Annotated in this window: 23 protein-coding genes; 10 read left to right on the plus strand and 13 right to left on the minus strand. The window is 65.6% G+C overall.

Translation table 11 applies throughout. The annotated features are described in order from the left end of the window. Positions 1 to 70: 70 nt before the first annotated feature. The 4 genes from ACLQ62_RS10820 to murI form a co-directional block, all read right to left on the minus strand. The gene (locus tag ACLQ62_RS10820; protein WP_411721643.1) at positions 71 to 1,084 is read right to left on the minus strand and encodes an LLM class flavin-dependent oxidoreductase; all 1,014 of its coding nucleotides are present in this window, start codon (positions 1,082 to 1,084) and stop codon (positions 71 to 73) included. Between the two features lie 97 nt (positions 1,085 to 1,181). Next, the gene (rdgB, locus tag ACLQ62_RS10825) at positions 1,182 to 1,787 is read right to left on the minus strand and encodes an RdgB/HAM1 family non-canonical purine NTP pyrophosphatase (RefSeq protein ID WP_411721644.1); all 606 of its coding nucleotides are present in this window, start codon (positions 1,785 to 1,787) and stop codon (positions 1,182 to 1,184) included. After that, complete coding sequence (gene rph, locus ACLQ62_RS10830) at positions 1,784 to 2,527, minus strand: ribonuclease PH (protein WP_411721645.1); 744 nt, start codon at positions 2,525 to 2,527, stop codon at positions 1,784 to 1,786. Before rph ends, rdgB begins: the two co-directional genes overlap by 4 nt. Positions 2,528 to 2,569: 42 nt before the next feature. Beyond that, positions 2,570 to 3,418, minus strand: coding sequence for a glutamate racemase (gene murI, locus ACLQ62_RS10835; RefSeq protein WP_411721646.1), 849 nt, complete (start codon positions 3,416 to 3,418; stop codon positions 2,570 to 2,572). A gap of 114 nt (positions 3,419 to 3,532) precedes the next feature. Here murI and ACLQ62_RS10840 point away from each other — a divergent pair, with 114 nt between their 5' ends. Then, positions 3,533 to 4,804, plus strand: a complete 1,272-nt coding sequence (locus ACLQ62_RS10840; RefSeq protein ID WP_411721665.1) for a nicotinate phosphoribosyltransferase — start codon at positions 3,533 to 3,535, stop codon at positions 4,802 to 4,804. A gap of 6 nt (positions 4,805 to 4,810) precedes the next feature. On the opposite strand, the gene ACLQ62_RS10845 is transcribed toward ACLQ62_RS10840, so the two are convergent. Genes ACLQ62_RS10845 through ACLQ62_RS10855 form a run of 3 tightly spaced genes read right to left on the minus strand, consistent with a single transcriptional unit; the run spans position 4,811 to position 9,149 of the window. Next, positions 4,811 to 5,101, minus strand: a complete 291-nt coding sequence (locus ACLQ62_RS10845) for a DUF3039 domain-containing protein (RefSeq protein ID WP_411721647.1) — start codon at positions 5,099 to 5,101, stop codon at positions 4,811 to 4,813. 38 nt (positions 5,102 to 5,139) lie between these two features. Then, positions 5,140 to 6,711, minus strand: a complete 1,572-nt coding sequence (locus tag ACLQ62_RS10850) for a hypothetical protein (RefSeq protein ID WP_411721648.1) — start codon at positions 6,709 to 6,711, stop codon at positions 5,140 to 5,142. Then, positions 6,687 to 9,149, minus strand: coding sequence for an ATP-binding cassette domain-containing protein (locus ACLQ62_RS10855; RefSeq protein WP_411721649.1), 2,463 nt, complete (start codon positions 9,147 to 9,149; stop codon positions 6,687 to 6,689). The genes ACLQ62_RS10850 and ACLQ62_RS10855 overlap by 25 nt, the downstream gene beginning before the upstream one ends. Before the next feature lie 254 nt (positions 9,150 to 9,403). Between ACLQ62_RS10855 and ACLQ62_RS10860 the strand changes: the two genes are divergently transcribed. From ACLQ62_RS10860 to ACLQ62_RS10875, 4 genes are all read left to right on the plus strand, one after another. After that, positions 9,404 to 10,096, plus strand: coding sequence for an NTP transferase domain-containing protein (locus tag ACLQ62_RS10860; protein ID WP_411721650.1), 693 nt, complete (start codon positions 9,404 to 9,406; stop codon positions 10,094 to 10,096). Between the two features lie 63 nt (positions 10,097 to 10,159). After that, positions 10,160 to 10,975, plus strand: a complete 816-nt coding sequence (locus tag ACLQ62_RS10865) for an ABC transporter permease (RefSeq protein WP_411721651.1) — start codon at positions 10,160 to 10,162, stop codon at positions 10,973 to 10,975. Beyond that, positions 10,975 to 11,712 (plus strand): ABC transporter ATP-binding protein, encoded by a 738-nt coding sequence (locus tag ACLQ62_RS10870; RefSeq protein WP_411721652.1) that lies wholly within the window; start codon positions 10,975 to 10,977, stop codon positions 11,710 to 11,712. The genes ACLQ62_RS10865 and ACLQ62_RS10870 overlap by 1 nt, the downstream gene beginning before the upstream one ends. Positions 11,713 to 11,807: 95 nt before the next feature. After that, positions 11,808 to 12,644: a hypothetical protein gene (locus tag ACLQ62_RS10875; RefSeq protein WP_411721653.1), complete on the plus strand. Its 837-nt coding sequence runs from the start codon at positions 11,808 to 11,810 to the stop codon at positions 12,642 to 12,644. Here ACLQ62_RS10875 and ACLQ62_RS10880 read toward each other — a convergent pair. The 5 genes from ACLQ62_RS10880 to ACLQ62_RS10900 form a co-directional block, all read right to left on the minus strand. Then, the gene (locus ACLQ62_RS10880; protein WP_411721654.1) at positions 12,641 to 13,990 is read right to left on the minus strand and encodes a CDP-glycerol glycerophosphotransferase family protein; all 1,350 of its coding nucleotides are present in this window, start codon (positions 13,988 to 13,990) and stop codon (positions 12,641 to 12,643) included. The two genes, ACLQ62_RS10875 and ACLQ62_RS10880, sit on opposite strands and share 4 nt — an antisense overlap. 18 nt (positions 13,991 to 14,008) lie before the next feature. Next, positions 14,009 to 14,884 carry a glycosyltransferase family 2 protein gene (locus tag ACLQ62_RS10885; protein ID WP_411721655.1) on the minus strand — a complete coding sequence of 292 codons (876 nt, stop codon included), beginning with the start codon at positions 14,882 to 14,884 and terminating at the stop codon, positions 14,009 to 14,011. Continuing rightward, complete coding sequence (locus ACLQ62_RS10890) at positions 14,877 to 15,692, minus strand: CDP-alcohol phosphatidyltransferase family protein (RefSeq protein WP_411721656.1); 816 nt, start codon at positions 15,690 to 15,692, stop codon at positions 14,877 to 14,879. The genes ACLQ62_RS10885 and ACLQ62_RS10890 overlap by 8 nt, the downstream gene beginning before the upstream one ends. After that, positions 15,673 to 16,761, minus strand: coding sequence for a glycosyltransferase family 2 protein (locus tag ACLQ62_RS10895; RefSeq protein ID WP_411721657.1), 1,089 nt, complete (start codon positions 16,759 to 16,761; stop codon positions 15,673 to 15,675). The genes ACLQ62_RS10890 and ACLQ62_RS10895 overlap by 20 nt, the downstream gene beginning before the upstream one ends. A 120-nt stretch (positions 16,762 to 16,881) precedes the next feature. Then, on the minus strand, positions 16,882 to 18,462 hold the full coding sequence (locus ACLQ62_RS10900) for a trypsin-like peptidase domain-containing protein (RefSeq protein ID WP_411721658.1): 1,581 nt from the start codon (positions 18,460 to 18,462) through the stop codon (positions 16,882 to 16,884). Positions 18,463 to 18,679: 217 nt separating this feature from the next. On the opposite strand from ACLQ62_RS10900, the gene ACLQ62_RS10905 reads away from it, so the two are divergent. After that, a complete protein-coding gene (locus tag ACLQ62_RS10905) occupies positions 18,680 to 19,876 on the plus strand; it encodes an aminotransferase class I/II-fold pyridoxal phosphate-dependent enzyme (RefSeq protein WP_411721659.1) in 1,197 nt (398 codons plus the stop codon). A 4-nt stretch (positions 19,877 to 19,880) separates the two neighbouring features. Here the strand turns inward: ACLQ62_RS10905 and ACLQ62_RS10910 are convergent, their stop codons facing one another. Next, positions 19,881 to 20,708: a carbon-nitrogen hydrolase family protein gene (locus tag ACLQ62_RS10910; protein ID WP_411721660.1), complete on the minus strand. Its 828-nt coding sequence runs from the start codon at positions 20,706 to 20,708 to the stop codon at positions 19,881 to 19,883. A gap of 82 nt (positions 20,709 to 20,790) precedes the next feature. On the opposite strand from ACLQ62_RS10910, the gene ACLQ62_RS10915 reads away from it, so the two are divergent. From ACLQ62_RS10915 to ACLQ62_RS10930, 4 genes are all read left to right on the plus strand, one after another. Further along, positions 20,791 to 21,117, plus strand: a complete 327-nt coding sequence (locus tag ACLQ62_RS10915; protein ID WP_411721661.1) for a hypothetical protein — start codon at positions 20,791 to 20,793, stop codon at positions 21,115 to 21,117. 421 nt (positions 21,118 to 21,538) lie between these two features. Continuing rightward, positions 21,539 to 22,798 (plus strand): peptidoglycan DD-metalloendopeptidase family protein, encoded by a 1,260-nt coding sequence (locus ACLQ62_RS10920; RefSeq protein WP_411721662.1) that lies wholly within the window; start codon positions 21,539 to 21,541, stop codon positions 22,796 to 22,798. Between the two features lie 156 nt (positions 22,799 to 22,954). Further along, complete coding sequence (locus ACLQ62_RS10925) at positions 22,955 to 23,359, plus strand: ATP-dependent DNA ligase (RefSeq protein WP_411721663.1); 405 nt, start codon at positions 22,955 to 22,957, stop codon at positions 23,357 to 23,359. Positions 23,360 to 23,486: 127 nt separating this feature from the next. After that, complete coding sequence (locus ACLQ62_RS10930) at positions 23,487 to 23,711, plus strand: hypothetical protein (RefSeq protein WP_411721664.1); 225 nt, start codon at positions 23,487 to 23,489, stop codon at positions 23,709 to 23,711. Positions 23,712 to 24,175: the final 464 nt, after the last annotated feature.

Raw genomic sequence — 24,175 nt, forward strand, 5'->3', positions numbered from 1 at the left:
GCGCTCCGGAGCCAGTTGAAGCGCCAGATGGGAATGATCGCCGTTCTCATTCCCGCCGGCCGCCCCGGAGCTAGCCGAGCGCGGGCTTGATGTCCCGCACGATCGACTCGAGGATCCTCGCGTTGAAGTCGACTCCGAGCTGGTTGGGCACCGTCACGAGGACCGTGTCGGCCGCTGCCACGGCTTCGTCCTGGGCGAGTTCGGCAGCGATCGCATCCGGTTCACCGACGTAGCTTCGGCCGAATCGGGCGAGTCCACCGTCGAGGTGCCCGACCTGGTCCTTGGCTTCGACTTGGGCACGGAGCCCGAAATAGTGCCGGGTCTCGTCGTCGATGAGCGGGATGATGCTTCGGCTGACCGACACGCGGGGCTCGCGGGCGTGGCCGGCTTGCCGCCAGGCCTGGCGGAACATCCGGATCTGCTCCGCCTGAAGCTGGTCGAACGGCACGCCGGTGTCTTCGGTGAGCAGCGTGGAGCTCATGAGGTTCATACCCTGCTCCGCCGTCCAGACGGCGGTGGCGCGGGAGCCCGCTCCCCACCAGATCCGCTCGGCGAGCCCCGGCGACCGCGGCTCGATTGCGAGGGGCTGCTCGACGCCGGTCATCTGCGGATTGGAGGTGGCGACGCCAGCACCATCGACGGCGGCAAGGAAGAGTTCGGTGTGGGCGCGCGCGAGGTCGGCATCCGTGTGGCCGGCATCCGGAACGTAGCCGAAGGACTCGGAACCGCGCAGAGCAGTCTCGGGTGACCCTCTGCTGACGCCGAGCTGGAGTCTCCCGCCGCTGATCAGGTCGGTCGCTGCAGCCTCTTCCGCCATGTAGAGCGGGTTCTCGTAGCGCATGTCGATGACGCCGGTGCCGATCTCGATCCGGCTCGTCCGTGCGGCGATCGCGGCGAGCAACGGGAACGGCGAGGCGAGCTGGCGCGCGAAGTGGTGCACGCGGAAGTACGCCCCGTCGACGCCGAGTTCCTCAGCGGCGACAGCGAGGTCGATGGACTGCACGAGCGCATCCCGTGCCGTTCGCACGAGTGACCCTGGGACGGGTTGCCAGTGACCGAAGGACAGAAACCCGATGCGCGTCATGCTCGGTGCAGCGTCGGACCGAATCGGCTTATTCCTCGCGAGGTGCTGACATTGAGGTGGTTCGGCCCGGGACCGCCTCAACCCCAGCAACTCGCGGTTAAAGGAGGGTGCGGAGGGCTGGGATCAGGTCGGCGAAGGCTCGAGCACGGTGGCTGATTTCGTTCTTGGTCTCCGGGGCGAGCTCGGCCGAGGAGACGTCGTACCCCTCCGGCACGAAGATCGGGTCGTAGCCGAACCCGTTCTCGCCCGTCGCCTCGGTGGCGAGCCGGCCTCTCCAGACGCCCTCCGAGACGTGCTCCACGCCGCCGTGAGGCAGACCCTCCGGGACGACCAGGGCGATGGTGCACCGGAAACTCGCTGTCCGGTGCTCGGGTGCGATGTCCGAGAGCTGGGCAAGCAGAAGCTCGAGGTTGTCGCGGTCACCGCGGCCGGGCCCTGCCCAGCGGGCGGAGAAAATGCCTGGCGCTCCCCCGAGCACGTCCACGGCGATGCCGCTGTCGTCGGCGAGGGCGATCCGGCCGGTGTGGGCGGCGGCGGTTCTGGCTTTGATGAGGGCGTTTTCGGCGAAGGTGACGCCGTCCTCGACCGGCTCCGGCCCGTCATAGGCCACCACCGTGACGTCCGGCATGGCAGCGCCGAGGATCCGCTGGAACTCGCCGACCTTGTGCCGGTTGTGGGTGGCGAGCACAACCTCGATCGTCATGTCGCGTCTCGCCCGAGTGCCGCCACCTGCAGGGCGGTCAGGTCGGCTGCCCCGCCGAGGGCGAGGTCGAGGAGGGAGTCGAGTTCCCGACGGTCGAACGGTGCGCCTTCCGCAGTGCCCTGCACCTCCACGAAAAGACCACGGCCGGTGACGACGACGTTCATGTCGGTCTCGGCACGAACGTCCTCCACGTAAGCAAGGTCGAGCATGGGAGCGCCGTCGATGATTCCGACGGAGACGGCGGCGACGCTGTCGATCAACGGTGCCGCCTTCTGCCCGATGAACTTCTTCTCGCGCGCCCACTCGACGGCATCCGCCAGAGCGACGTACGCCCCGGTGATCGCGGCGGTCCGGGTTCCGCCGTCGGCCTGGAGGACGTCACAGTCGATGACGATGGTGTTCTCTCCGAGCGCCTTCGTGTCAATGACGGCGCGCAGGCTGCGGCCGATGAGGCGTGAGATCTCATGGGTGCGACCACCGATCCTGCCTTTCACCGACTCCCGGTCCATCCGGCTGTTCGTTGACCGCGGCAGCATCGAGTATTCGGCGGTGACCCAGCCTTTTCCCTTGCCGGCGAGCCAGCGCGGCACGCCGTTGGTGAAGGACGCAGTGCAGAGCACCTTCGTCTTACCGAAGGAGATGAGTGCGGATCCCTCAGCCTGCGCGCTCCAGCCTCGCTCGATCGTCACTTCGCGCAGTTCGCTCGACGTGCGGCCGTCTTTACGGGTGATCTCGGACATGTGTTTCTCCCTGCTGGCGCCGTACGGCTGGTGATCGAAGTGCTAGAGCGTGCGGAATTCTGCGTGCGCGCGGATCGCGGCGAGGTCGATCACGCCGGTCTGCACGAGGTCGACGTGTGAGATCTCACGGCCGATCAGGCGGTGAGCGAGCTTGAGGAAGTCGTCTTCGCTCGCCCCGGTCGCTTCGTAGTGATGTGCGGGCAACTCAGAGCTGGTGCGCTCGAGTCCCTGAGAGACGAGCTCGCGATAGACGTCATTTGCGGTTTCGGTGTCGCTTGAGACCAGGGTCACGTTCGGACCCATGACGTACGAGATGGCGCCTTTGAGGAACGGGTAGTGCGTGCAGCCGAGCACCACGGTGTCGACACCGGCGTCTCGCAGTGGCTGCAGGTAACGCTTCGCCGTGGCGAGCACCTCTGGGCCGGTCGTGATGCCGCTCTCGACGAACTCGACGAATCGCGGGCAGGCCTGGGTGAACAGTTCCAGGTCGGGTGCAGCAGCGAATGCGTCTTCATAGGCCCGGGAGTTGATTGTCCCCTCCGTGCCGATGACCCCGACGCGGGAGTTCCTCGTGCTGCTGACCGCGGTGCGTACGGCGGGCTGAATCACTTCGATGACCGGCACCGAGTAGCGTTCCCGAGCGTCACGAAGCATGGCAGCGGATGCCGTGTTGCACGCGATGACGATCATCTTCACGCCTTGTGCGACGAGATCGTCGAGCACCTCGAGCGCGAACCGGCGGACGTCGGCAATCGGCTTCGGCCCGTACGGGGAATGGGCGGTGTCGCCGATGTACAGGATCTCCTCGTTGGGAAGCTGGTCCTGGATCGCGCGTGCCACCGTGAGCCCGCCGACACCCGAGTCGAAGATCCCGATAGGCGCGTCATTCACGCCCCCAGCCTACCTGTCCGCTCCCGCCGTCGCCGTCGATAAGCTGGCGTGGTGAACCCAACGACGTTCCCGCGGGCCTCGACCGCGCTGCACACCGACCGCTACGAGCTCACGATGGTCGACGCGGCTCTTCAACACGGCACGGCGGACACGGAGTGCATGTTCGAGGTGTTCGCCCGGCGGCTGCCCGGTGCCCGTCGCTACGGGATCGTGGCCGGCACCGGGCGACTGCTCGACCTCATCCGGGACTTCCGCTTCGATGACGCGGAGTTGAGCTGGCTGCGCGAAAACGACGTGGTCACCACCGGGACCCTGGACTGGCTTGCCGACTACCGTTTCTCCGGCAGCATCTGGGGGTACCGGGAGGGCGAAGCGTACTTCCCGAACTCGCCCCTTCTGGTCGTCGAGTCCAGCTTCGCCGAGGGCGTACTCCTGGAAACGCTCGTGCTCAGCGTCCTCAATTACGACAGCGCCATCGCCAACGCCGCCACGCGTATGGTGACCGCCGCCCGCGGACGCCCCATCGCCGAGATGGGCTCGCGCCGAGCCCACGAGCAAAGTGCCGTCGCTGCGGCCCGAGCCGCCTACATCGCCGGCTTCGACGCGACCAGCAACCTGGAGGCCGGCCGCACCTGGGGCATCCCGACGATGGGCACCGCAGCGCATGCGTTCACCCTCCTGCACGACTCCGAGGAGGAGGCGTTCCGGGCGCAGGTCGCAGCGGTCGGCCCGGACACGACCCTGCTCGTCGACACCTTTGACGTGGCAGAGGGAGTGCGCGCCGCCGTCGCCGCGGCAGGCACCGAACTGGGCGCCGTCCGCCTGGACTCAGGAGACCTGCCTACCCTCGTCGTGGAGGTCCGGGAGCTCCTGGACTCGCTCGGCGCGACCGGCACGAAGATCACGGTGACGAACGACCTCGACGAGCACGCGATCGCCGCGCTCTCGGCAGTTCCGGTGGATTCGTACGGGGTCGGAACATCCGTCGTCACCGGTTCAGGCTCCCCCGCCGCGGGCATGGTCTACAAGCTCGTCGCTCGGCGCGACAGCGACGGCGGTTGGATCCCCGTCGCCAAGAAGTCCCCGGAGAAGATCAGTGTCGGCGGCAGGAAGTTCCCGGTGCGCCGGCTGAACTCCGCCGGGATCGCTGTCGAGGAACTGATCTACGTCGGCGACGGGCCCGAGGACAGCAACTCAGGCTCTGACCTCGAGCGCCCGCTGTTCGTTCAGCTGGTCGACGCCGGCACCATCGACGAGCAGTTCACCGGTCCTGCCGGTACGCGTCGCGCGCGGGAGCACCGTGCGAAAATCCTGTCGGAGTTGCCGGCGGATGCGTCACGCCTCGGTCGTGGGGACCCGACGCTGCCGACGACATTCTCGGGCTGAGCGGCTCTACTCGGCCTTCATCTTCTCGTAGATGGCTTTGCAGCTCGGGCAGACGGGGAACTTCTCGGGGTCGCGACCCGGGGTCCACTTCTTGCCGCAGAGCGCGCGAACCGGCTTGCCGCTGAGCGCCGATTCCATGATCTTGTCTTTCTTCACGTAATGCGAGAAGCGTTCGTGGTCGCCGGGCTCAACTCCCTCGTTATTGAGGAGTTCTTCCAACTCACGGTCCAGAACGGAGGTTCCCCCGGCATCCGGTGTCGAACCCGGATCTGCAATGCTCACGTGCACGTTTCTCATGCGTTGATTCTACCCACGCCGGACAGGAGCGGAACGGCTCAGTGGCTCAGGGCGAACTCCATGATCTCTGGACCACGATGGTCGAAGACCCTGCCGCCGCTCCAGACGCCGACCAGGATCGCGAGGGCGCCCGCGCCGAGCCCGGCGACCAGCGAGGTGAGGTGCCAGGACGGGTCGATGACGAGGCCGAGCCAGGCGAAGTACAGCGCCGGCGCGGCGATGAGGAGCGAACCGGCGAGACCGATCGACTGGGAGACGCCGCCGAGGGTGCCCGAGGACTGGGGCTGCTGGAATGGGCTGTCACCGGGGAGCGCGGCTGGGTAGGGCAGTCGAGCGGAGATGTAGCTGGAAAGTCCGACGCCGCCGAGGAAGAGCGCGCTGGACACTCCGAACATCGAGGGCAGCGCCGCCCAGTCACCATAGAACAGGATGCTGACCATCGACCCGATGATGATCAACGGGATGCCGATGAGCAGCACCGGGAACATCCGCCCGATCCGGTCGGAGTAGCCCCTCACTCCTGAGACCACGTGGAGCCAGATCGCCGTCGAGTCGAAGGCCAGGTCGTTGTGCAGCGACCAGCCGAGGAAGAGCGCCATCACCGGCAGCGGAAGCAGCGCGAGCGTCTCCATCGGCACCCCAATGACGAGAAAGGGCAGGATCATCATGAGCGGCACGACGGGGATGATCACGATCGATACGAGGTATCGCGGGTCTCGGCCCCAGTAACTGATGCTTCGAGCCGCGACGACGGCGGCCGGTCGGGCCGGCATCACGTCGAACCACCCCATGCCGCCGTACGTCTTGACGACCGGCTCTCGCTCAGGCGTGACGAGCATATGTGCGACGAGTCGATCCCAGGCGAGCCAGAGCAGAGCGACCGTCGCGGCGGCGACGGCCAGCTTGAGGAGCGCGCCCCCGACGTCACCCATCGCAGCGTCGCCGGGCACCGACCAGACGGCACCGAACGGGGTCCAGCTCACCACGTCAGCCGCGTCGCCGAGCGCGACCAGGCCGTCTCGGGTCCAGTCAACGCTCGAGAGCAGGATGGCGGCGGGAGCGAGGAGCACGAGGACGAGGGTGCCGAAGACGCCGGTCAGTTCCCGGGATCGCCGCGTCGCGAGAAGCAGGGATGCCAAAGCCATCGTCAGTCGTGCGGCGAGCACGCAGGTCGCTACGGCGAGCACAGCCGACAGAACGGCCAGAATCGCGGGGAACAGACCACGCGACCACGTCACCACGGTCAGTGCGCTCAGGATGAGGATCACGAGGGAAGGCACGCTGACAAGGGCGGCAAGAAGAAGACCGGTGGAAAGCCGGCGTGAGGAGAAACCGACGAGGGCGAACCGACGTGGGTCCATGTCGTCGTCCACTCCGAACACCAGGGGAAGCAGCACGTAACCGAGCACGACGAAGGAACCGGCGAGGACGAGCAGGTTGCGTGCGAGTTCGTCCGGAGCAGACCGCAGGGCAATGAGGCCGCTGCCGATGAGCACGATCAGTCCGACGCCGACGGCCGTTGCGAGGACGATTCCGACAAGCTGCCACACACTTCGCCGGAATCCGTTGGCCAGCAACTGCAGCCTTAGTCCGAGAAGCTGTGCAACCATTCCATTCCTTCTGCGGCCTTGCGACCGCCGGCAAGTTCGACGAACCGTTCCTCGAGCGTCCCGCTCCCCCGTACGTCATCGACCGCACCGGCGGCAAGCACCTTGCCGTGGACGATGATCGCGACGTGATCGCAGACCCTCTGGATGAGGTCCATCCCGTGACTCGACAGCACGACGGTGCCCCCGTGAGCCACGTACTTCTGCAGGATCTCGATGACGTTGGCGGCGGAGACCGGGTCCACAGACTCGAACGGCTCATCCAGCACCAGGAGCCGGGGCGAATGGATCATGGCGGCGGCGAGAGCGACCTTTTTCGTCATTCCAGCCGAGTAGTCGGTGACGAGGCGGTTGAGGGCGTCCTCGAGACCGAACGCCCTCGCAAGGTCCTTGGTCCTGGCGCGAACGGTCGCGCCGTCGAGACCACGAAGCACTCCGGAGTAGTAGAGAAGCTGGGCGCCTGTGAGCCGGTCGAACAGGCGCAGGCGGTCGGGCAGCACACCGATCGACCGCTTCGCCACATCCGGTTCTTTCCAAACGTCGACGCCGTGCACGGTGATGTTGCCGGTGTCTGGGCGGAGCAGCCCCGTCACCATCGACAGCGTTGTCGTCTTTCCGGCCCCGTTGGGTCCGACGATCCCGTAGAACGACCCTTCATGCACATCGAGGTCGATGCCATCGACTGCGACGGTGTCGCCGAAACGGCGAGAGAGGCCGGTGATCCGAAGCACGACAGGCGATGTCGCCGGGTCGACCTTCTGGTTCTCACTCGGCGCGACATCAACGGCGCCCCTCGCTTCGCTCTCGTCGAGCAGCTCGGTTACGGATGTGGCATCGACGTCGAGGTCGACGGGCGCATCGGCCCCCACGACGGCACTCTCAGCTGCGGCCGGCTCGTCGACAGGCTCGGCAGTCTCGACGGGCTCCACGGGCTCGACAAGCTCCACGGGCTCGACGGGCACCGGGATGTTCTGAGCCTGAGCTTCGCGCAAGACCGGCCCTGCTTCCTGCTCGGCAGGAACCTCGGCGGCATCCGATTCGATCGCCTGAGGCACGGTAGCTTCGGTGCTTTCCGTCGGTTGGAGACCACCTGCGGCGGATTCGGAGAATGACGCCTGGGCGACCGGGTCCGCGGGCGGATCGACCTGTGCCGGAGCAGCCGGCTCCTCGGCAATGACGGCCGACTCGGCAGGAGAGACCACGTCAGGTTCACCATCGCGCCCGTCCGAAGCTGTGCCGTGCTCGGAGGAACCGAATGCTGACGGACTTGGCAGGAGAACTGCTCGTTCTTCCAACGGATCGGTCCCCGGGTCCGGCGCGTGGCTGGGCGCGGAAGGAGCCGGCGCCTGAGACGCCGCTACGAGGGTGAGGAACGGCCAGCGCCTCGACCAGACAAAGCGCATCGGCTCCTGACCGTCGAGAACCGAGCGCTGCTCAGGTGCCTCCGGCATCGTTTCGAATTGAAGCGCGGCGTCTCCCGGGCTCAGTGACGGCAGCGGCGGCGGGCTGGCGTCTGCGGTCACTGTCGTTGTCTCATCCAGGGTGTTCGCGGCGGCCACCCGGGAAGCGCCGCTTTCACCGGCGGACGACTTCGGTGTTCCAGAAGGCGCTGTGATCGCGTAATCTCCGGACACGTTGGAGGCGAGCGTGAGCGCGGGCTTTTTCGCCGGGCTGCGCTTGACAGGTGCCTTCCGGGGTGCCGGCCGGTCGGACGAGCGCGCCGTCGAGACGGCCGGAACCATCAGGGTGGCGTCGTCGGCCGATTCGGCATCGATGGCGCCGGCTGGCTGCCCATCATCGTTCCGGGCATGAGGGGTGGCATCAGCGAAGACGGCAAGCAGTTCGGCAACCGCGGCCTCCGCGACGGTCGGTGCGTCCGCTGCTTTCTGAGCCGATGAGGCACCAACGGTCTTCTGGTCAGCGGCGTGCGGCGCCAGCGGAGCCGGGGAGACGGCGGGAGCATCGGTGTGGCGCGATCCGGGCGTCTCGAGCGTCGGGGTCTCGGGAGTCGCTGTGTCGGCTGCGGCAGAATCTACTTCCGGTCTGCGCGGCTTCGCCGGTGTGCGCGGCTTGGCCGGTGTGCGCGGCTTGGCCGGTGTGGACGTCGCCGCCGCAGGCTTCGGTGTCGTCGCCTTCGCCGGCGCAGACTTCGCTGTACCGGACTTCGCGGCTGACGACTTCCTGGCGGCCGGTTTGGCAGGGGATGGCTCTGCTGGCGTCGTGTCTGCGGCCGGCCTGACGCCTGACTTACGGACGGCCGGTTTCCGTCCGGAGGACGCGGGAGATGTCCCGGTCTTCGCGTTTGGCGAGGCCGTCTTCGATGCGCCCTCCCGAGCTGAGTCGGTCGACGGTGCGGAGGCATCCATCGACTGCCCGACGGGGAATGCATCCTGCATTCTCGGGTCGGGCTCGTCCTGGGAAGAAACGGGCTCGGGAGTCACTGCTACAACTTACCAACTGACTCCGACCTATTCGAGGCGGGGCGGGACTTCCGGCCCCGAACCTGTCAAAACGCTCAGTGCCGTATTACGATCCCGCAACATAACCGCCCCTGCTCATGTCCCCAATGGGGGTGGCAGGCTAACGTGGACGATGGCATAACGGGGTGTCATTTCATCGACTTACAGGTAAATTCCACACAAACATCGCCGAATACGGCGAACCGGATAGCCTTAACCATCTTGAGGAGAATTCCGTGACGACCCAGGTAGTAATACTCGCAGCCGGTATGGGCAGCCGACTCGGCCGCTCACTTCCGAAGCCGCTCACCGAGCTCGCTGACGGCCGCACCATCATGCAGCAGCAGTTCGACAACATCCACCACGCGTTCGGCAAGAACGTCAAGGTGACCATCGTCGTCGGTTACAAGCTTGAGCACATCATCGAAGCGTTCCCTGAAGCATCCTTCGTCTACAACGAGCAGTACGACCAGACGAACACGTCGAAGAGCCTCATGCGGGCCCTGAGCGCGTCGCAGCCCGGTGGCGTCCTGTGGATGAATGGTGACGTCGTCTTCGACCCCGCCGTCCTCGACCGCGCCGCCGTCATGATGGCCCGCGACCAGTCGTTCGTCACCGTCAACACCTCCAAGGTCTCTGACGAAGAGGTCAAGTACACGACGAGTGCCGAGGGTTACATCAAGGAGCTGTCGAAGACCGTCAAGGGTGGTCTTGGCGAGGCGGTCGGCATCAACTACATCTCTCGCGACGACAAAGCGAACCTTCTCCGCCAGCTGGCCCGGGTCGGCGACCAGGACTACTTCGAACGGGGAATCGAGCTCGCTATCGAGCAGGACGGCCTCCTCGTCGAGCCGGTCGACATCTCAGACCTCTACGCCGTCGAGGTCGACTTCGCCGAGGACCTCGAGCGGGCGAACCTTTTCGTCTGAGAACACTGAAAACATCGACCGGCGCGCCTGCGTGGACCGTGCCGGTCTTTGTTTGCCGCTAGGTTGGTGGCTGTGAGTTCACCCGCCGACGTACGACCGCCGCAGCGCTCATACCTCACTCGTTACCGCCACGCCCTCTGGCTGCTGACCAAGCGCGATCTGCGTGTGCGGTATTCCACGAGTGTGCTCGGCTACGTGTGGTCGATCCTCGATCCACTGGTCATGGCTGGAATCTACTGGTTCGTCTTCGCCGTGGTTTTCGATCGAGGCGGCCGCGTCGGAGAACAGCCGTACATCGTCTTCCTGCTCATCGGTCTTCTGCCGTGGATGTGGTTCAACGGGGCGGTCTCCGACAGCACGCGTGCCTTCCTCCGCGAGGCGAAGCTGGTGCGCTCCACGTCGATCCCACGCACGATCTGGGTCAACCGACTCGTTCTCTCCAAGGGCATCGAGTTTCTCGCTGCCCTCCCCGTCCTCGCTCTTTTCGCGATCGTCGCCGGTGCACCCATCCACTGGGAGGCGCTACTGTTCCCCCTCGCGATCGTTCTCCAGACGGTCCTGACCGTTGGGATCAGCCTGATCGTCGCCCCACTCGTCGTCTTCTTCCGCGACCTGGAGCGGGCCGTTAAGCTGATCCTCCGCTTCCTGTTCTATGCCTCCCCCATCGTCTACGGGCTGAGCGATCTTCCTGCCGAGCTTCAGACCCTTGCCGCGTTCAACCCGCTCGCCGGAGTCTTCTCGCTGTACCGGGCAGCGTTCTTCCCTCAACAGCTCGAATGGTTCGCCATCGCGGTGTCCGCTGTCATGTCCCTGCTCTTTCTCGCGATCGGCCTGTGGGTGTTCAAACGGTCCGAGCGCAACGTGCTGAAGGAACTGTGATGGGCGAACCAGTCATTCGTGTCGACAACGTCGGCATCCGTTTCCGACGCAACCGCGGCGGGCGCCGTAACTTCAAGGACTTGTTCTCCAACCGCGACCGTCGTTCGCGTCCAGGCGAGTTCTGGGCGTTCCGCAACGTGTCATTCGACGTACAGGCCGGCGAAGCGATCGGTGTGGTCGGCCGCAACGGCCAGGGCAAGTCGACTCTGCTCAAACTTGTCGCCGGCGTCGTTCTCACCGACGAGGGGCAGGTCGAGGTCAACGGCGGCGTCGCGCCGCTCATCGAGATCACGGGCGGGTTCGTCAACGACCTCACCGTGCGTGACAACGTGTACCTCACCGCCGGCCTGCACGGAATGACTCGCCCCGAGATCGAGGACCGCTTCGACGAAATCATCGATTTCGCCGAGATCGGCGATTTCATCGATACACCGTACAAACACCTTTCGAGCGGAATGAAGGTGCGGATCGCGTTCAGCGTGATCTCCATGCTCGAAGAACCGATCATCCTCGTGGACGAGGTCCTCGCTGTCGGCGACCGCGGATTCAAGGAGAAGTGCTACCGCCGCATCGAGGAGCTGCTGGCCGGAGGACGCACCCTTTTCTTCGTCTCGCACAACGAGAAGGACCTGCGACGTTTCTGCACCCGCGGTCTGTACCTCGACAAGGGAAAGCTCCAGCTCGACGGCCCCATCGCCGACGTCCTCGACCGATACAACGCCGAATACCACCGCTGAGCACGCAAGGGAAGCCTCCGACCCGCCCTGCGACTTCTCAGCGCCGAAACGTAGACTGGGAGCCGAGAACCGACTCACGGCGCAGGGGGAATTCCATGACCACTTCAGGCGAGAACGTGAGAATTGTGGATGCCACGACGCCGGAATCCGCGCCGGAGCTGTCGCCGCTATGGTTGCGCAGCATCGACCGCGCCCTCTCGGTCCAGCGGCCGGTCGTCGTTGCACACATCCGCGCATTGCGGCGCTCGCACCCGAACGCGACGCCCGAGCAGCTAGTCCGCATTCTTGAGCGCCGGTACCTCACCGCCATCACCACGGGGGGTGCCGCTGTCGGTGCGACCGCCATGGTTCCCGGCTTCGGCACGGCGCTGACCCTGACCCTCGCAGGAGCCGAAACCGTCGGGTTCCTCGAGACGACCGCTTTGTTCGCCCAGTCGGTCGCAGAAGTGCATGGCATCACCGTCGACGACCCGGTGCGTGCACGCGCCCTTGTGATGACCCTCATGCTGGGCAAGTCCGGGCGGGACCTCGTCCACCAGTTCACCGGGCAGGCATTCGGCGGCGGCCCGCCCCGCACGGCGTTCTGGGGTGAGGCGGTCACCCGGAAGGTGCCCCAGGCGATGATGGGGCCCATCGCCGACGCCATCAAGCGGCGGTTTTTGAAGCGATTCGTCCTCAATCAGGGTTCGTCACTTGTGGGCAAGGCGATGCCGTTCGGTATCGGAGCGGCCATCGGCGGCGCCGGCAACAACTTCGCCGGCCGCCAGGTCGTCACCGCGGCGCGGAACGCTTTCGGTCCGGCTCCGCTCTGGCTTCCGCTCGAGCTCGAACCACGCGATCGCGCGGCGCGCCCGACGATCCGTCAGCTCCGCGAGCGGCTGCCGCTCCCCAGGAGGCCGCGGCGGCGCGACGAGGATTCGCCGAAAAACTAGCGAAGTTCGTCGTCGTCCTCGCCGGTTTCGTGCGCTTGGGTCGGGTCGTCTTCTGCCGGCGCCGACGGAACCGAAACCGTCGCAGACGTCGCAGTTGAGGCCAGCTGCGTCGATTCATCGCCAGCGTGGATGGCAGCGTACCGTTCCCACTCCCCCATCAGTTGCTCGACGGCGTCGTGAAATCGCTGGGTCGCCGCGCCGGGGGTCGGGTCTCCGAAGTAGCGCCGCACCCAGGAGTCCAGCCGTCCGACGGTTTCAAGGTCGTGCAGCACCCGGTCGGTCAAGGCGACGATCGAGGACGCCTCCGACGCATCGAGCCACTCACATGCGGACAGGTACCCGTTCGTGTCCACGAGGGCTTCGGGCTCGGCGGGTCGGGTGACCAGGAGCGGTTTCCCACTCGCGAGGCGGTCATAGACCATCGCGGAGATGTCGACAACGGCGACATCCGCCGCCGACAACTGCCAGCCCAACTCGGGGCCGGTGTCGTGCACATGGTGCGCGGCGGGGTCCGCGGAGTTCGCGGCGGCGAGCATCCCGATGATTTCGCGGTTCGCGGAAGCGTAGGCGTGATCGGCGACGCCGCTGCGGGGGTGGGGCCGATAGATCACCCGGTGGGTGCCGGTGGCGCAAAGCGCACGGACGAGGGCGACACCATGTGTGGCGATCGAACCGTATGCTGCGGCGCTGCGATCACCTTCCCAGGTCGGCGCGTAGAGCACGACGGTGCGGTCGTCAGGTGTGTACGGCAGCTCTCCTGAGTAGTGGTCGGCTTGGGGACGGCCGATCCGGATCGCCCTTTTGTCGAAGTCGTAGTCCCAGAGGACCTTTCGGAGGCGGGCGACGGCAGCGTCCCCGGCGACGAAACTGTAGTCGTAAGCCTTGAACTGGTTCGTCGTCATGTACATCTTGTCGCTCTCACCGTGGTTGATGAAAACATGCCAGCGCTGGCCGTACCGGAACATCTGGAAGTTCTTCGTGTTCTGGTTGACGTAGAAGACGATGCGGATGTCCTGCTCGTCCAGGGTGCGTTCGAGCGCCACCACCGTGCGCACGTACGCCACCGGCAGCGGCGACTCCTCGAACAGCCGGATGGCGGCCGTCGCGCCGCGGCTGAGCACCACAACGGGCCAGGTACGGCCGAGCTCTTGCAGCGGCTTGTACCACTGCCGGATCTGGTACATGTTGACTTCGCTGTCGGCGAAGTAGACGGCGATCTTGTACTTGTTGGACTCCAGCGGAGGAAGCTGGGAGAGCCGTTGCGAGAGTGCGGCGCGTGCGCGGCGGTTCGCCAGGAGGTCTCGCCCGATTCGTACTGCTTTTCGCGCGTCCCTCAATATACCCATGGGTACAAGCGTAACCACCTAGATCACCGGCGGTCGGCCAGCGCGGGTCATCCGCCATACCGTCGACCACCGAATGGGGCGCCGCTCCCCCGGGTCTGTGCGCCAACCTTCGCGCCAGCCGCCGAACCAGGCACGGAGGGCGGCCCTCTGCCGCCACCACCGCAGGACATGGACGCCGGTCCAGGCACCGACGTACAGCGGAATCAGCGGCAGGGGAAGGTTGCGGCGCGCCAGCCACACCCGGTTCCGAGCGTTGAGACGGTAATACTCCGGGTGTCGTGTCTGCACGACCACAGGATGGTGGGCCTCGAGATCGCCGGCGTACCAGGCGCGCTTGCCCTGATCCCAGACACGCCACGCCAGCTCGATGCCCTCGTGTGCGTAGAAGAACGGTGATGCCCAGCCACCTGTCGCGTCGAAGACACGCCGTGGCAGGAACACGGCCGCCTCGAGGCACGAGAAGACGTTTCCTGGGTTCCGCGCGTCACCTTTGCGGATGCGCGGTATCCACCGCCGGGGCGCCGGTTCCCCGGTCGGGTCGGTCAGCCGGGGCTGCACCAGTCCGATGCCGGGGTCTGTGGTGACGAGAGCGACGCAGGACGCGAGAAATCCGGCATCCGGGAGAAACGCGTCGTCGTCGAGGAAGAAGAGGTACTCGCCGGAGACCTGCTCGGCTCCGCGATTGCGGCCGGCGGGGATGCCGATGTTTTCGTCGAGCGCGAGACCGCGCACGCCATCAGGCAGCCCGTCGGGCTGCCATCCGTTTCCGACGACGACGATGTCCAGATCGACACCCGTCTGAGCCAGCACGCTCCGGATGCCGCGGGCCAGGTCGTCGGGGCGCGTCCCCTGGGTGAGGATCACGACCCCGACACGGGGAGTCGACTCAGGCACGGACGCGTTTCGACGACATGATGGCCACGAAATGCCCGAACAGGGTCACTGTGCCGAGGACGAGGAGAAGAACGAGCACGGCGCGCATGGCAAACAGCTCGCCGACGAACAGTCCGATGACAGATGCGACGACGATCACCATGGTCAGCTCGACCGAGTGGAAGATCCGGTGGAAAGGCAGGAACTTCGCCACGCGCCGAGCCGCTGCGAGCAGCCCCCCGCTCGGGGCGGATTCCCCCTCGGTATAGGTGAGCTTCGGCGCGCCGTAGTTGGCGCGGGCTACCCGCACCATGTCGTTGAGAGCCTTGTTCAGGACGATGACGAGCGCCAGGAGAGCGCCGAGGGTCGTGTACAGGTAATCGGCTGGGGCCTCGAACGGATAGCCGGCCGCACGGATGGCGAGCGCAAGCGGAATGAGGGATTCGGTCGAATAATGGCCAACCGCATCGAGGAAAGCACCAGCCGGCGAGGAGGTGCGGCGCCACCGGGCGACTTCACCATCGCAGCAATCGACCAGCATCTGCATCTGGCCGAGAAGCAGCCCGAGCAGCGCACCCCAGATACCGGGGATGAGGAGCGCACCCGCGATGGACCAGCCGGTGAGGATCATCAGGCCGGTGACGCCGTTGGCGGAGATGCGGGTGCGCAGCAACAGCCAGGTCAGGTAGGGGGAGATGTTTCGCAGGTACAGCGATGCCGTCCAGTGCTCAGCATTGCGGCGCCCCCGCACTTCGGGCGGTTGGGCGATCTCTCTCAGTTCCGCGATCGAGCGGGGTTTGAGCGGGTGCTCAATCGACGCGTCCGACACTCGCGCCTCCGGTTCTCTCGTTTTTCAGCGCTGAGATGTTGCTCGCCAGCGACAGGAAGCCGAGCACGAATCCGACTCCCCAGCAGAAATGGATACACGGCAAGACTACGAGAAACCAGACCTGGGAACGGATGCCGTCCCGCCGGGCGACGACAACGGTCGCGAGCACCACGAGGAGCAGATACAGCGCGGGAGCGAACCAGCCCAGGAGAAGGGGTGCGTTTGTCCCCGTGGCCGCCTGCAGCACGCCGACGATCCCGAGGAGCACTCCGACCCCGACGCCGAGAACCATCACCGGCGGCGCGAAGTACCGGAGGGTGTTCGCGCTCGGGAATCGCCGGGTCAGTTCGCCGCGCCACAATCCCGTTGAGAAGAATTGCCGTGCCAATGCGGACAGGCTGGGCCTCGGCCGGTAGGTCACCTTCAGTTCGGGGGTGAACCACACGATGCCGCCGGCAGCGCGAATGCGCCGGTTGAGTTCCCAGTCCTGCCCCCGTTTGATGCGTTCGTCGAACATGCCGACGCGTTCAAGCGGTTCGCGGCGGAAGACGCCGAGGTAGACGGTGTCCGCCGGGCCTTCTGCCCCGCCGACATGGTGGGGGGTACCGCCGAGCCCCACCCGGCTGCCATAGGCACGGGCCACCGCCCGCTCGAACGGGGTGTTCCCCTGGGCGTCCATGATTCCACCGACGTTGTCGGCACCGGTGCGCACAATCGTTTCAACGGCGATGCGTGCGTAGTCGCGCGGCAGCACCGAGTGTGCGTCCACGCGGATGACGACGGGATGACGGGTGGCAGCAATCGCAATGTTGAGCCCGGCAGGCGTCGAGCCCACCGGGTTGGAAAGCACGCGGATGCGAGGGTCCGCCCGGGAGAGTTCGTCGACGAGCTCGTTGGTGCCGTCGATGGAGGGGCCGACCGCGATGGCGACTTCGAACGGGCCCGCGTAGTCCTGGTTGAGCAGGCTGTCCACGGCCGCCCGCACGTGGGTCACGTCGTTGAGAACCGGCATGACGTAGGAGACTCCGACGAGTTCGGCGCTGGCGCCAGTCGATGTGCTCTCGGCCATGGTCTCCACTCGATGAATTGATCGGTTGAGCCTATCAGTGGGTCTCAACGAGCTCCTGTCTCGACGCCGAAACGCCCGCGAGCGGAAGCTCGCGGGGGTTTGGTCGGTTCCGCTGACCGGTCAGAGCACGAGCTCCCCCAGCGTGACCTCGACGGTCTTCGTTTCGTCGCCCCTGACGTAGATCACCTCGGCGGTCGCTCCGGCTGCGAGCCCACGCACCTGCGCGGTGAGGTCGGTCGCGTTCGTGATCGGTTTGCCGTCGAAACTGGTGATGATGTCGCCTGCGGCGAGTCCAGCGTCTGCGGCCGCCCCACCGGAGCTGACGTTGCTGATCAGCGCACCGACGACCGGGCTGTCCGCCGACTTGGCGGCGTCGCCGACGCTCGCGCCGAGAAGACCATGGGTTGCTTTACCGGTCTCGATGATCTCGTCGGCGACCCGCTTGGCGATGTTCGCGGTGATGGCGAAGCCCACTCCGATGTTGCCGCTCTGGTCGCCGGCCTGCGAGCTCCCGGCACTCGCGATGGCAACGTTGACGCCGATGAGCTTTCCGTCGCTGTCCACGAGGGCACCGCCGGAGTTGCCGGGGTTGATGGCGGCATCCGTCTGGATCACGGACAAGGAGATCGACGACTGGGCCTGAGCCTGGTCCTGCCCGGGGAAGTTGAAGAAGGGATCTTCGGATCCGTCTTCTTCCTCTGTGGTGTCATCGGGCACCGCGGACGAGGCGACCGTGATGCTCCGGTTCAGCGCGCTGACGATTCCGTCCGTGACCGTACCGGCGAGGCCAAGGGGCGCTCCGATCGCAACGGCCACGTCGCCGACGTTGAGCTTGTCGGAGTCGGCGAACGCCATCGGCGTCATTCCGCTGGCGCCGTCGAGCTTGATCACGGCGAGGTCGTAGATCGGGTCTGTGCCGACCACGGTGGCTGAATATAGTTTCCCGCTGTTGTCGGTGACCTGGATCTGCGCGTCTGAGAGCTGGCCGTCGAGTGTGACGACGTGGTTGTTGGTCAGGACGTAACCGTCTTTGCTGAGCACTATGCCGGAGCCACTTCCGCCACTGTCTGAACTCTGAACGGCGAGGGTGACGACGCTGGGCGAAGCGGTTGCCGCTATCGCCGTCGCCCGGGTCACGTCCGATGTGTCGTTGATGGTGATGTTCTGGGGTCCTGTGGCACCCGTGCTCAGAGTGGTCCCGTCATTCTCCATGAGCAGAGCGGCGGTGCCGGCTCCCGTGGCGCCGCCGACAAGTGCGCCGATGGCGAGACCGGCGATCAGCAGTCCGACGGTGGAGCGGCGCTTGCCCTTCCCGGCTGGACCGGCGCCGCCTGCGGCGCTGTGGCTGGGTGTGCCGAAGGAGGAGGCGTACGGGTGAGTGTTCTGGGCGTTCTCGGGGTTGTGATGACCGGCGAACTGCTGGTGTGTCCCGGCGAACGCGGGGTACGCCTCGGTCGGCCGGTCGGTCGGGTGCGCTCCGACTCCGAAGGCCGCCCCTGGTGCCTGCGGGTAGGCATCCGTCGCTGCGGTGTCGGCGTGCTGCGGCGGCGCGTACTCGGGGAAGTACGTCGGCGCAGGCGGAATGTTCTCGTTGGGGGCAGGAGTGTGCCAGGAGCTGGACGCCGCATCAGGATCGGGGTGCGTTCCAGCGGCGTCGTGTGGGTCCCGAGCGTCGTTCGAGTCCTGAGGGTGTTCGTTCATGTGATGCTCCTTCCAAGCACAGCCAGCTTCCACCGTGGAGCTGTGCGTTCACTATGCGCACTCTGTGAGCGAACTTGGCCTCAGCCGTGACGTTGCTGCCGCATGGTTTCGATCCTTCTCAGCGTACGACCTGCACCCGAGACCGGAAAGCGGCGGACTACCTTTGGTAGTCAGGTTGACACTGCGGCGGCGACGCCCGAGGCGAAAGGACGCGCGAATGGGCGAGCACGGAGGCTGGCAACGGACGGCGGCTGGGGCGGGACTCCTCTCAGCGGATGGCTCGATCGCCGCCACAATCTTCGCCGAGATGAGTGCGCTTGCGACTCGGACAGGCGCAATCAACCTGGGCCAGGGATTTCCCGACGAGGACGGCCCAGTAGAGGTTCTCGAGGCCGCGAGGGAAGCCATCAGTGATGGAGCGAACCAGTACCCGCCCGGTCGGGGAATCCCGGACCTGCGGCTCGCCGTGGCGGAACACCAGAAACGGTTCTATGACCTCGCCGTCGATCCGGACACGGAAGTCCTGGTCACGGCAGGCGCGACAGAGGGGCTTGCGGCTGCCATCCTTGCGCTGGTGGACGGCGGCGACGAGGTGCTCACCTTCGAACCGTTCTACGACGCGTACGGGGGTCTGATCGCCCTGGCCGGCGCCGAGCACAGAACCGTGCAACTCCGCTGGCCGGATTTCCAGCCCGACCATGACGAGTTGCGTCGTGCCGTCACCGACAACACCCGGATCATCCTTGTGAACAACCCGCACAACCCGACGGGGGCTGTCTTCGACCGCGCCACGCTCGAGCTCGTCGTCGAACTCGCCCACCGCAACGACGCCATCATTGTCACTGACGAGGTGTACGAGCACCTTGTCTTCGATTCGACACACATCCCGGTGGCATCGCTGCCTGGGGCATGGGAACGGACCCTCACGCTCTCCTCGGGCGGGAAGACGTTCAGCACAACCGGTTGGAAGGTCGGCTGGGCCACGGGTCCCGCGGCACTCGTGACGGCGGTCACCACGGTCAAACAGTTCCTCACCTATGTCAACGGAGCGCCGTTCCAGCCCGCGATGGCCACAGGACTCCGTCTGCCTGACCGCTTCTTCCGAAATGCCGCAGCTGAGATGCAGGCCAAACGGGACATCCTCGCGGAAGGACTTCGCGCCGCCGGTTTCCCCCTGTCGCTCCCCCAGGCCGGCTATTTCATCGTCGCGGATGCCTCGGCTCTCGGCATCGAGGACGCCGCGGACTTCTGTCGCCGGCTTCCGTCGCTCGCCGGAGTCGTCGGCATCCCGATCACGGCGTTCGTGCACGCCGACCGACGCCCGGACTACCGGTCGCTCGTGCGCTTCGCCTTCTGCAAGAAACGGGCGGTGTTGCAGGAGGCTGCCACCCGACTGGCCGTCCTCGGCCGCTGATGGGTCAGTCCGTCGGCTCGTTCCGCGGCACGACGGCGTAGCGGCGAAGCCGCAATGCGGGGTTGGCGGCGCGAACCGCCGCGATCGTCGATGCGGACGCGAAGCCCACCGCCACGTCCGTCTCGGTACCGATTCCGGCGAGCTGTGTGCCGGAGGGATCGATCAGCATGCTGTTTCCGACGCCGACAGGAGGAGTGTGGTCCGCCGCCGCCACGTAGATGGTGTTCTCGATGGCGCGGGCCGTCACCAGGGTTCGCCAGTGGTGCTCCTTGAGCGGCCCCCGCACCCATTCGGCCGGCACGAGAACGACGTCGGCTCCGGCGTCGACGATGCGCCTGGTCACCTCAGGAAACCGGATGTCGTAACAGGTTTGAATCCCGAACCGCAGGCCGCCGACATCGAACAGCTCTGGTTCGTCGAGTGCTCCAGGGACCACCCAGTTGCTTTCCGTCTGCCCGAAGGCATCGTACAGGTGCTGTTTGCGGTATCGCGCCACAAGTTCTGCCTGGGGTGACAGCACAACGATCGTGTTGGCGAACTTCGACGGATCGCTGGTGCGCTCGACGAGTCCTGCTGCGATGTGGATGCCGAGTTCCTGAGCCACCCCGGCAAGGTACTGAACAAAGGCACCGTCGAGTGGTTCGGCATGGGCGACGAGGTCCTGTCCGATCGGGTCGCTGAAGTAACTCGAGTATTCAGGGAACACAACGACGGATGCTCCACGCTCCACGGCCAGCTCTGCGAGAACCCGAATCGCGAAGAGATTCGCCTCGGTATCAGCCTCCGGTGCGAACTGGGCGACGGCCACTCCGACGGGCGCATGTTCGGTCATGGCACCAGCTTAGGCACCCGACTCCAAAAATCGTCGGCTCGGCATGGCACGGCAGTGGCCGGAAGTCGTGCAGAATGAATGCATGGGATACCTGGTCTATGGCGATGGCTCCGAATATGAAATTGACGACCGGGCCCTCGCGCACCTCAAAATCGTAATCGGCTCGAAGCTGAGGCGACAGGAGGGTTTCTTCGTCAGCTGGGAACACACTCCAGAAGAAGGCTCCGGCCGCGTCTCGGTGTGGGTGTCTCCTTCGATTCCCATCCAGTTCCGTTTCGTCGGGAGCAAGACTCCTGAACTGAACCGGCAATGGCTCGAGGTGCTCGCTGACTCCTCCTTCGGTCCTCGGGGTCTGCACCTGCTGAGCGAGGCAGAGGCGACCAACCAGGCTGCTGCCCGCAAGGCCTGACACCAACACAACGCCCTTGCCGGCCTTGGAAATACCTGTGCGTTTGCATGAATCCCGCACACGGCTACCCGTCGCCAAACGCGAGCTTTTGTCAGTATGTTGCGTCCCGCCCCCTTTTCGGGTGCCTTAATGTTCACGAAACGCGCACAAACGCTGGCATTTTGCGCCTGGAGGCGTTACCAATTCGTTAACTGAGGTGGTTTTCGAGGTGAAAAATCGCCGGAATTCCCGTAGTGTCTAGGTAGTCCCAATGGCTCGTACCGAGCCGAAGGACTCTGCGTGGGGTGCCCCTTCTCGTCTACTCACGCGGTCGCTCCCGATTCTTGCTGCAGACGAGGCAGCGTCATTTCGCATGTCGCTTTGGGGTGTCGGAGAACCTATCTTGGCGAATGCTGGTGGCCCCCTGTCTGAGAACGGCTCGTTGACCCGTCGCGACCGACAGCGAAGCATCCGGGAGACGACCCTCAAGGCGAACGCCCTTCCCAGCCGTCGGAGCCTGCGTGAACGTGCCGCGGCCGAAGCAGCGGCGCAGCACACCGCGCCGCTTCAGGATGAGGTTGTAGCGCCCATTGCGGTCGAGCCGACACCCCTGCGCCGCCGCCGTGATGCCCGCGCCGCGGTGAAGGCCGAACGCCCGACCAGTCCAGAGGACGTGCCGATCGTCGAAGAGGCGATCCCGACACCGGTGTGGGCAGACCCGACTGCAGGCAACTCCGAAACGGATGCCGTTTCCTCTCCCGAGTCCGCGAACGACGACACCGCCATCGACGCGCCCGTGCCCGCCGAAACCTTCGTACAGCTGCCCTCCACCGCTGACTCCTCCTCGATCGCCGCGGCCTTCATCGCGCCGCCGAGCGCATTCCACAGGCCCCGATTCGCGTCGACCGAGAATTCGGCACCGGTTCCCGCGCCCCGGGCCAGCATGCACGCGACAGCACCGCGGACCACTCGGTGGCGCTCGCTTCGCTCCCCCGGGATCATCGCGCTTGCCGTTCCGGCGCTGCTCGGTACCGTGGCACTCCCCGCTTATGCCTTCTCCCCCGGGGACGGCACCGCAACGTCGATCACCGACGCTAACGCCGCACTCCGAGATGACACCCTCGCAACCCAGTCCCTGACGGTGAGCGAGAACGTCACCCTCGCGCAGGTCGAGCGCGACGGCTACACGGCGACCACCCCCGAGGAGCTCGAGCAGACGTACGCTGCCGCCGGGTACATCTACGACAGCGCTTCCGCACTCGCCGGCTACCTAGCGCCATCCACGAGCGGCTGGTGGCGTCCACTGCCCAGTGAGATCACGTCGAAGTACGGTCCCCGCGGCCTCATCTGCAACGCAGCCGGATGCTCGAGCTCCTTCCACGAGGGCATCGACTTCGGCAGCGCCTGCGGTACCCCGATCAAAGCCGCCGCAGCGGGCACCGTCAGCTTCACCGGGAACGCCGGGGCCTTCGGCAACCGGGTCATCATCGACCACGGCAATGGCCTGCAGACGATCTACGGCCACCTGCTCGGTGGCTCATACAGTGTCTCCGTCGGAGACATGGTCGAAGGTGGAACAATCATCGCCGAAGTCGGTGCCACCGGCGTCGTCAGCGGCTGCCACCTGGACCTCAAGGTCTCGGTCGACGGGGAACACACCAACCCCGCACCGTTCCTGCGCGAACGCGGCGTCACCGTCTAATTTTCGGTATGCCGGTCGACCGAGTTCGACTGTCCCTCACGTTTTGCTTGCGCTTCTTCTGTGAACCGGCAAAGATCGGCACTACCCGTCACTCACGACGGGTAGATTGAGCGATCCGCCCGCACGGTCGCTTATCGGCCGATGAAAGCAGTGGCAATGGGCACTCTGACCTACGACGGCGTCGTCGTCGAGTTCGACGATCGGCTGCTCGCGCACCTCCAGATCGTCATCGTTCAGAAGCTGCGCTGCGGCGAGAGCTTCCTGCTTTCGTGGAAGGATGCGGTCAGCATCGGCAACGGGCGGAGCTCGGTCTGGCTGCATCCGTCGATCCCGCTGTACTTCAAGTTCTGGGGCAGCCGTCCACCGACGATCAACCGTCAGTGGATCGCGGAACTCACAGCCTCGGCGAACAGCGCCCACGGACTCGTTGTCTTCGGCGAGGACGGTTCACACCAGCCCACGGCTGGCCGCGGGGGTGAGCCGAATCTGCCACACGGGACCGGCAGCCCCGACGAGAAACCGCCCGCCGACTCCCGACCGCCGGAACAACACGGCCCGTGAGAGATTGGCTGGGAAGTCAAGCCCTTGTCGGCCACTGGCAAATCCCGTTTGCTGTAAGTGATCATTCACTGAATCACCGGTCACCGATGACTGCGCTGGTGAAAGATCCCAACCCCTGGAGCGATGAATGACGATCGAAGCTGTCCACGCGACTTCGCGCACCGAAAAGCCTGAGACTACCGTGTGGGTACCCGTCGCGACCGGCCTGTGGGCCGGGAATACGGCAGGCAACTTCATCGGACTCATCGAGAAGGTCTCCACTCACGGCTACACAGCCCGGAACGGTCGAAGCGAACCCGTTGGCTTGTTCAGCAGCCTGGCGGAAGCGAAGCGGGCGGTCGAGCGCTCGTAACGAGTCGCTGAGCCCCGGTGTGACGTCGCTGACGAGCGAGCGAACTCGACGAGGGCCGGACAAGGAAAAAGGCCCGGAATCTTGACGATTCCGGGCCTTCTTTGTTGCGGGGGCAGGATTTGAACCTACGACCTCTGGGTTATGAGCCCGGCGGAGGGGTGTCGCGGATTGTTTCAGCTTGTGTGCGAAACCAGGCAATATCGCCACAAGGCGGAGATTAAGTGAGCTGCTCGTTTCATGTTGTTTCGAGCTGTGCGCGCCGCTTTGTAGTCAAAGCTGTAGTCAGGGCTACACCGCTATCCCTGTCCTTGCACGCTCTAACTGTTGGTGCCCGCGAGAAGTTGGCGTGCTGCGTCACACCCTTCATCAAGCCGGGTGGAACGTATCGGTTTACCCGGCGTTGATTGTCCATTCGTAGCCTGGGTCGGAGGGTCCACCGGGGTTGTAGATGAGCGAACCAGCTG

The sequence above is a fragment of the Mycetocola sp. genome, assembly GCF_046716805.1.
GTDB lineage: Bacteria > Actinomycetota > Actinomycetes > Actinomycetales > Microbacteriaceae > Mycetocola_A.

What these genes read in the sequence shown, in the direction of transcription:
- ACLQ62_RS10820 (WP_411721643.1), bottom strand. Translation starts at nt 1,084, where the DNA reads ATGACGCGCATCGGGTTTCTGTCCTTCGGTCACTGGCAACCCGTCCCA.
- rdgB (WP_411721644.1), bottom strand. Translation starts at nt 1,787, where the DNA reads ATGACGATCGAGGTTGTGCTCGCCACCCACAACCGGCACAAGGTCGGC.
- rph (WP_411721645.1), bottom strand. Translation starts at nt 2,527, where the DNA reads ATGTCCGAGATCACCCGTAAAGACGGCCGCACGTCGAGCGAACTGCGC.
- ACLQ62_RS10840 (WP_411721665.1), top strand. Translation starts at nt 3,533, where the DNA reads ATGGTCGACGCGGCTCTTCAACACGGCACGGCGGACACGGAGTGCATG.
- ACLQ62_RS10845 (WP_411721647.1), bottom strand. Translation starts at nt 5,101, where the DNA reads ATGAGAAACGTGCACGTGAGCATTGCAGATCCGGGTTCGACACCGGAT.
- ACLQ62_RS10850 (WP_411721648.1), bottom strand. Translation starts at nt 6,711, where the DNA reads ATGGTTGCACAGCTTCTCGGACTAAGGCTGCAGTTGCTGGCCAACGGA.
- ACLQ62_RS10870 (WP_411721652.1), top strand. Translation starts at nt 10,975, where the DNA reads ATGGGCGAACCAGTCATTCGTGTCGACAACGTCGGCATCCGTTTCCGA.
- ACLQ62_RS10875 (WP_411721653.1), top strand. Translation starts at nt 11,808, where the DNA reads ATGACCACTTCAGGCGAGAACGTGAGAATTGTGGATGCCACGACGCCG.
- ACLQ62_RS10880 (WP_411721654.1), bottom strand. Translation starts at nt 13,990, where the DNA reads ATGGGTATATTGAGGGACGCGCGAAAAGCAGTACGAATCGGGCGAGAC.
- ACLQ62_RS10895 (WP_411721657.1), bottom strand. Translation starts at nt 16,761, where the DNA reads ATGGCCGAGAGCACATCGACTGGCGCCAGCGCCGAACTCGTCGGAGTC.
- ACLQ62_RS10900 (WP_411721658.1), bottom strand. Translation starts at nt 18,462, where the DNA reads ATGAACGAACACCCTCAGGACTCGAACGACGCTCGGGACCCACACGAC.
- ACLQ62_RS10905 (WP_411721659.1), top strand. Translation starts at nt 18,680, where the DNA reads ATGGGCGAGCACGGAGGCTGGCAACGGACGGCGGCTGGGGCGGGACTC.
- ACLQ62_RS10910 (WP_411721660.1), bottom strand. Translation starts at nt 20,708, where the DNA reads ATGACCGAACATGCGCCCGTCGGAGTGGCCGTCGCCCAGTTCGCACCG.
- ACLQ62_RS10915 (WP_411721661.1), top strand. Translation starts at nt 20,791, where the DNA reads ATGGGATACCTGGTCTATGGCGATGGCTCCGAATATGAAATTGACGAC.
- ACLQ62_RS10925 (WP_411721663.1), top strand. Translation starts at nt 22,955, where the DNA reads ATGGGCACTCTGACCTACGACGGCGTCGTCGTCGAGTTCGACGATCGG.
- ACLQ62_RS10930 (WP_411721664.1), top strand. Translation starts at nt 23,487, where the DNA reads ATGACGATCGAAGCTGTCCACGCGACTTCGCGCACCGAAAAGCCTGAG.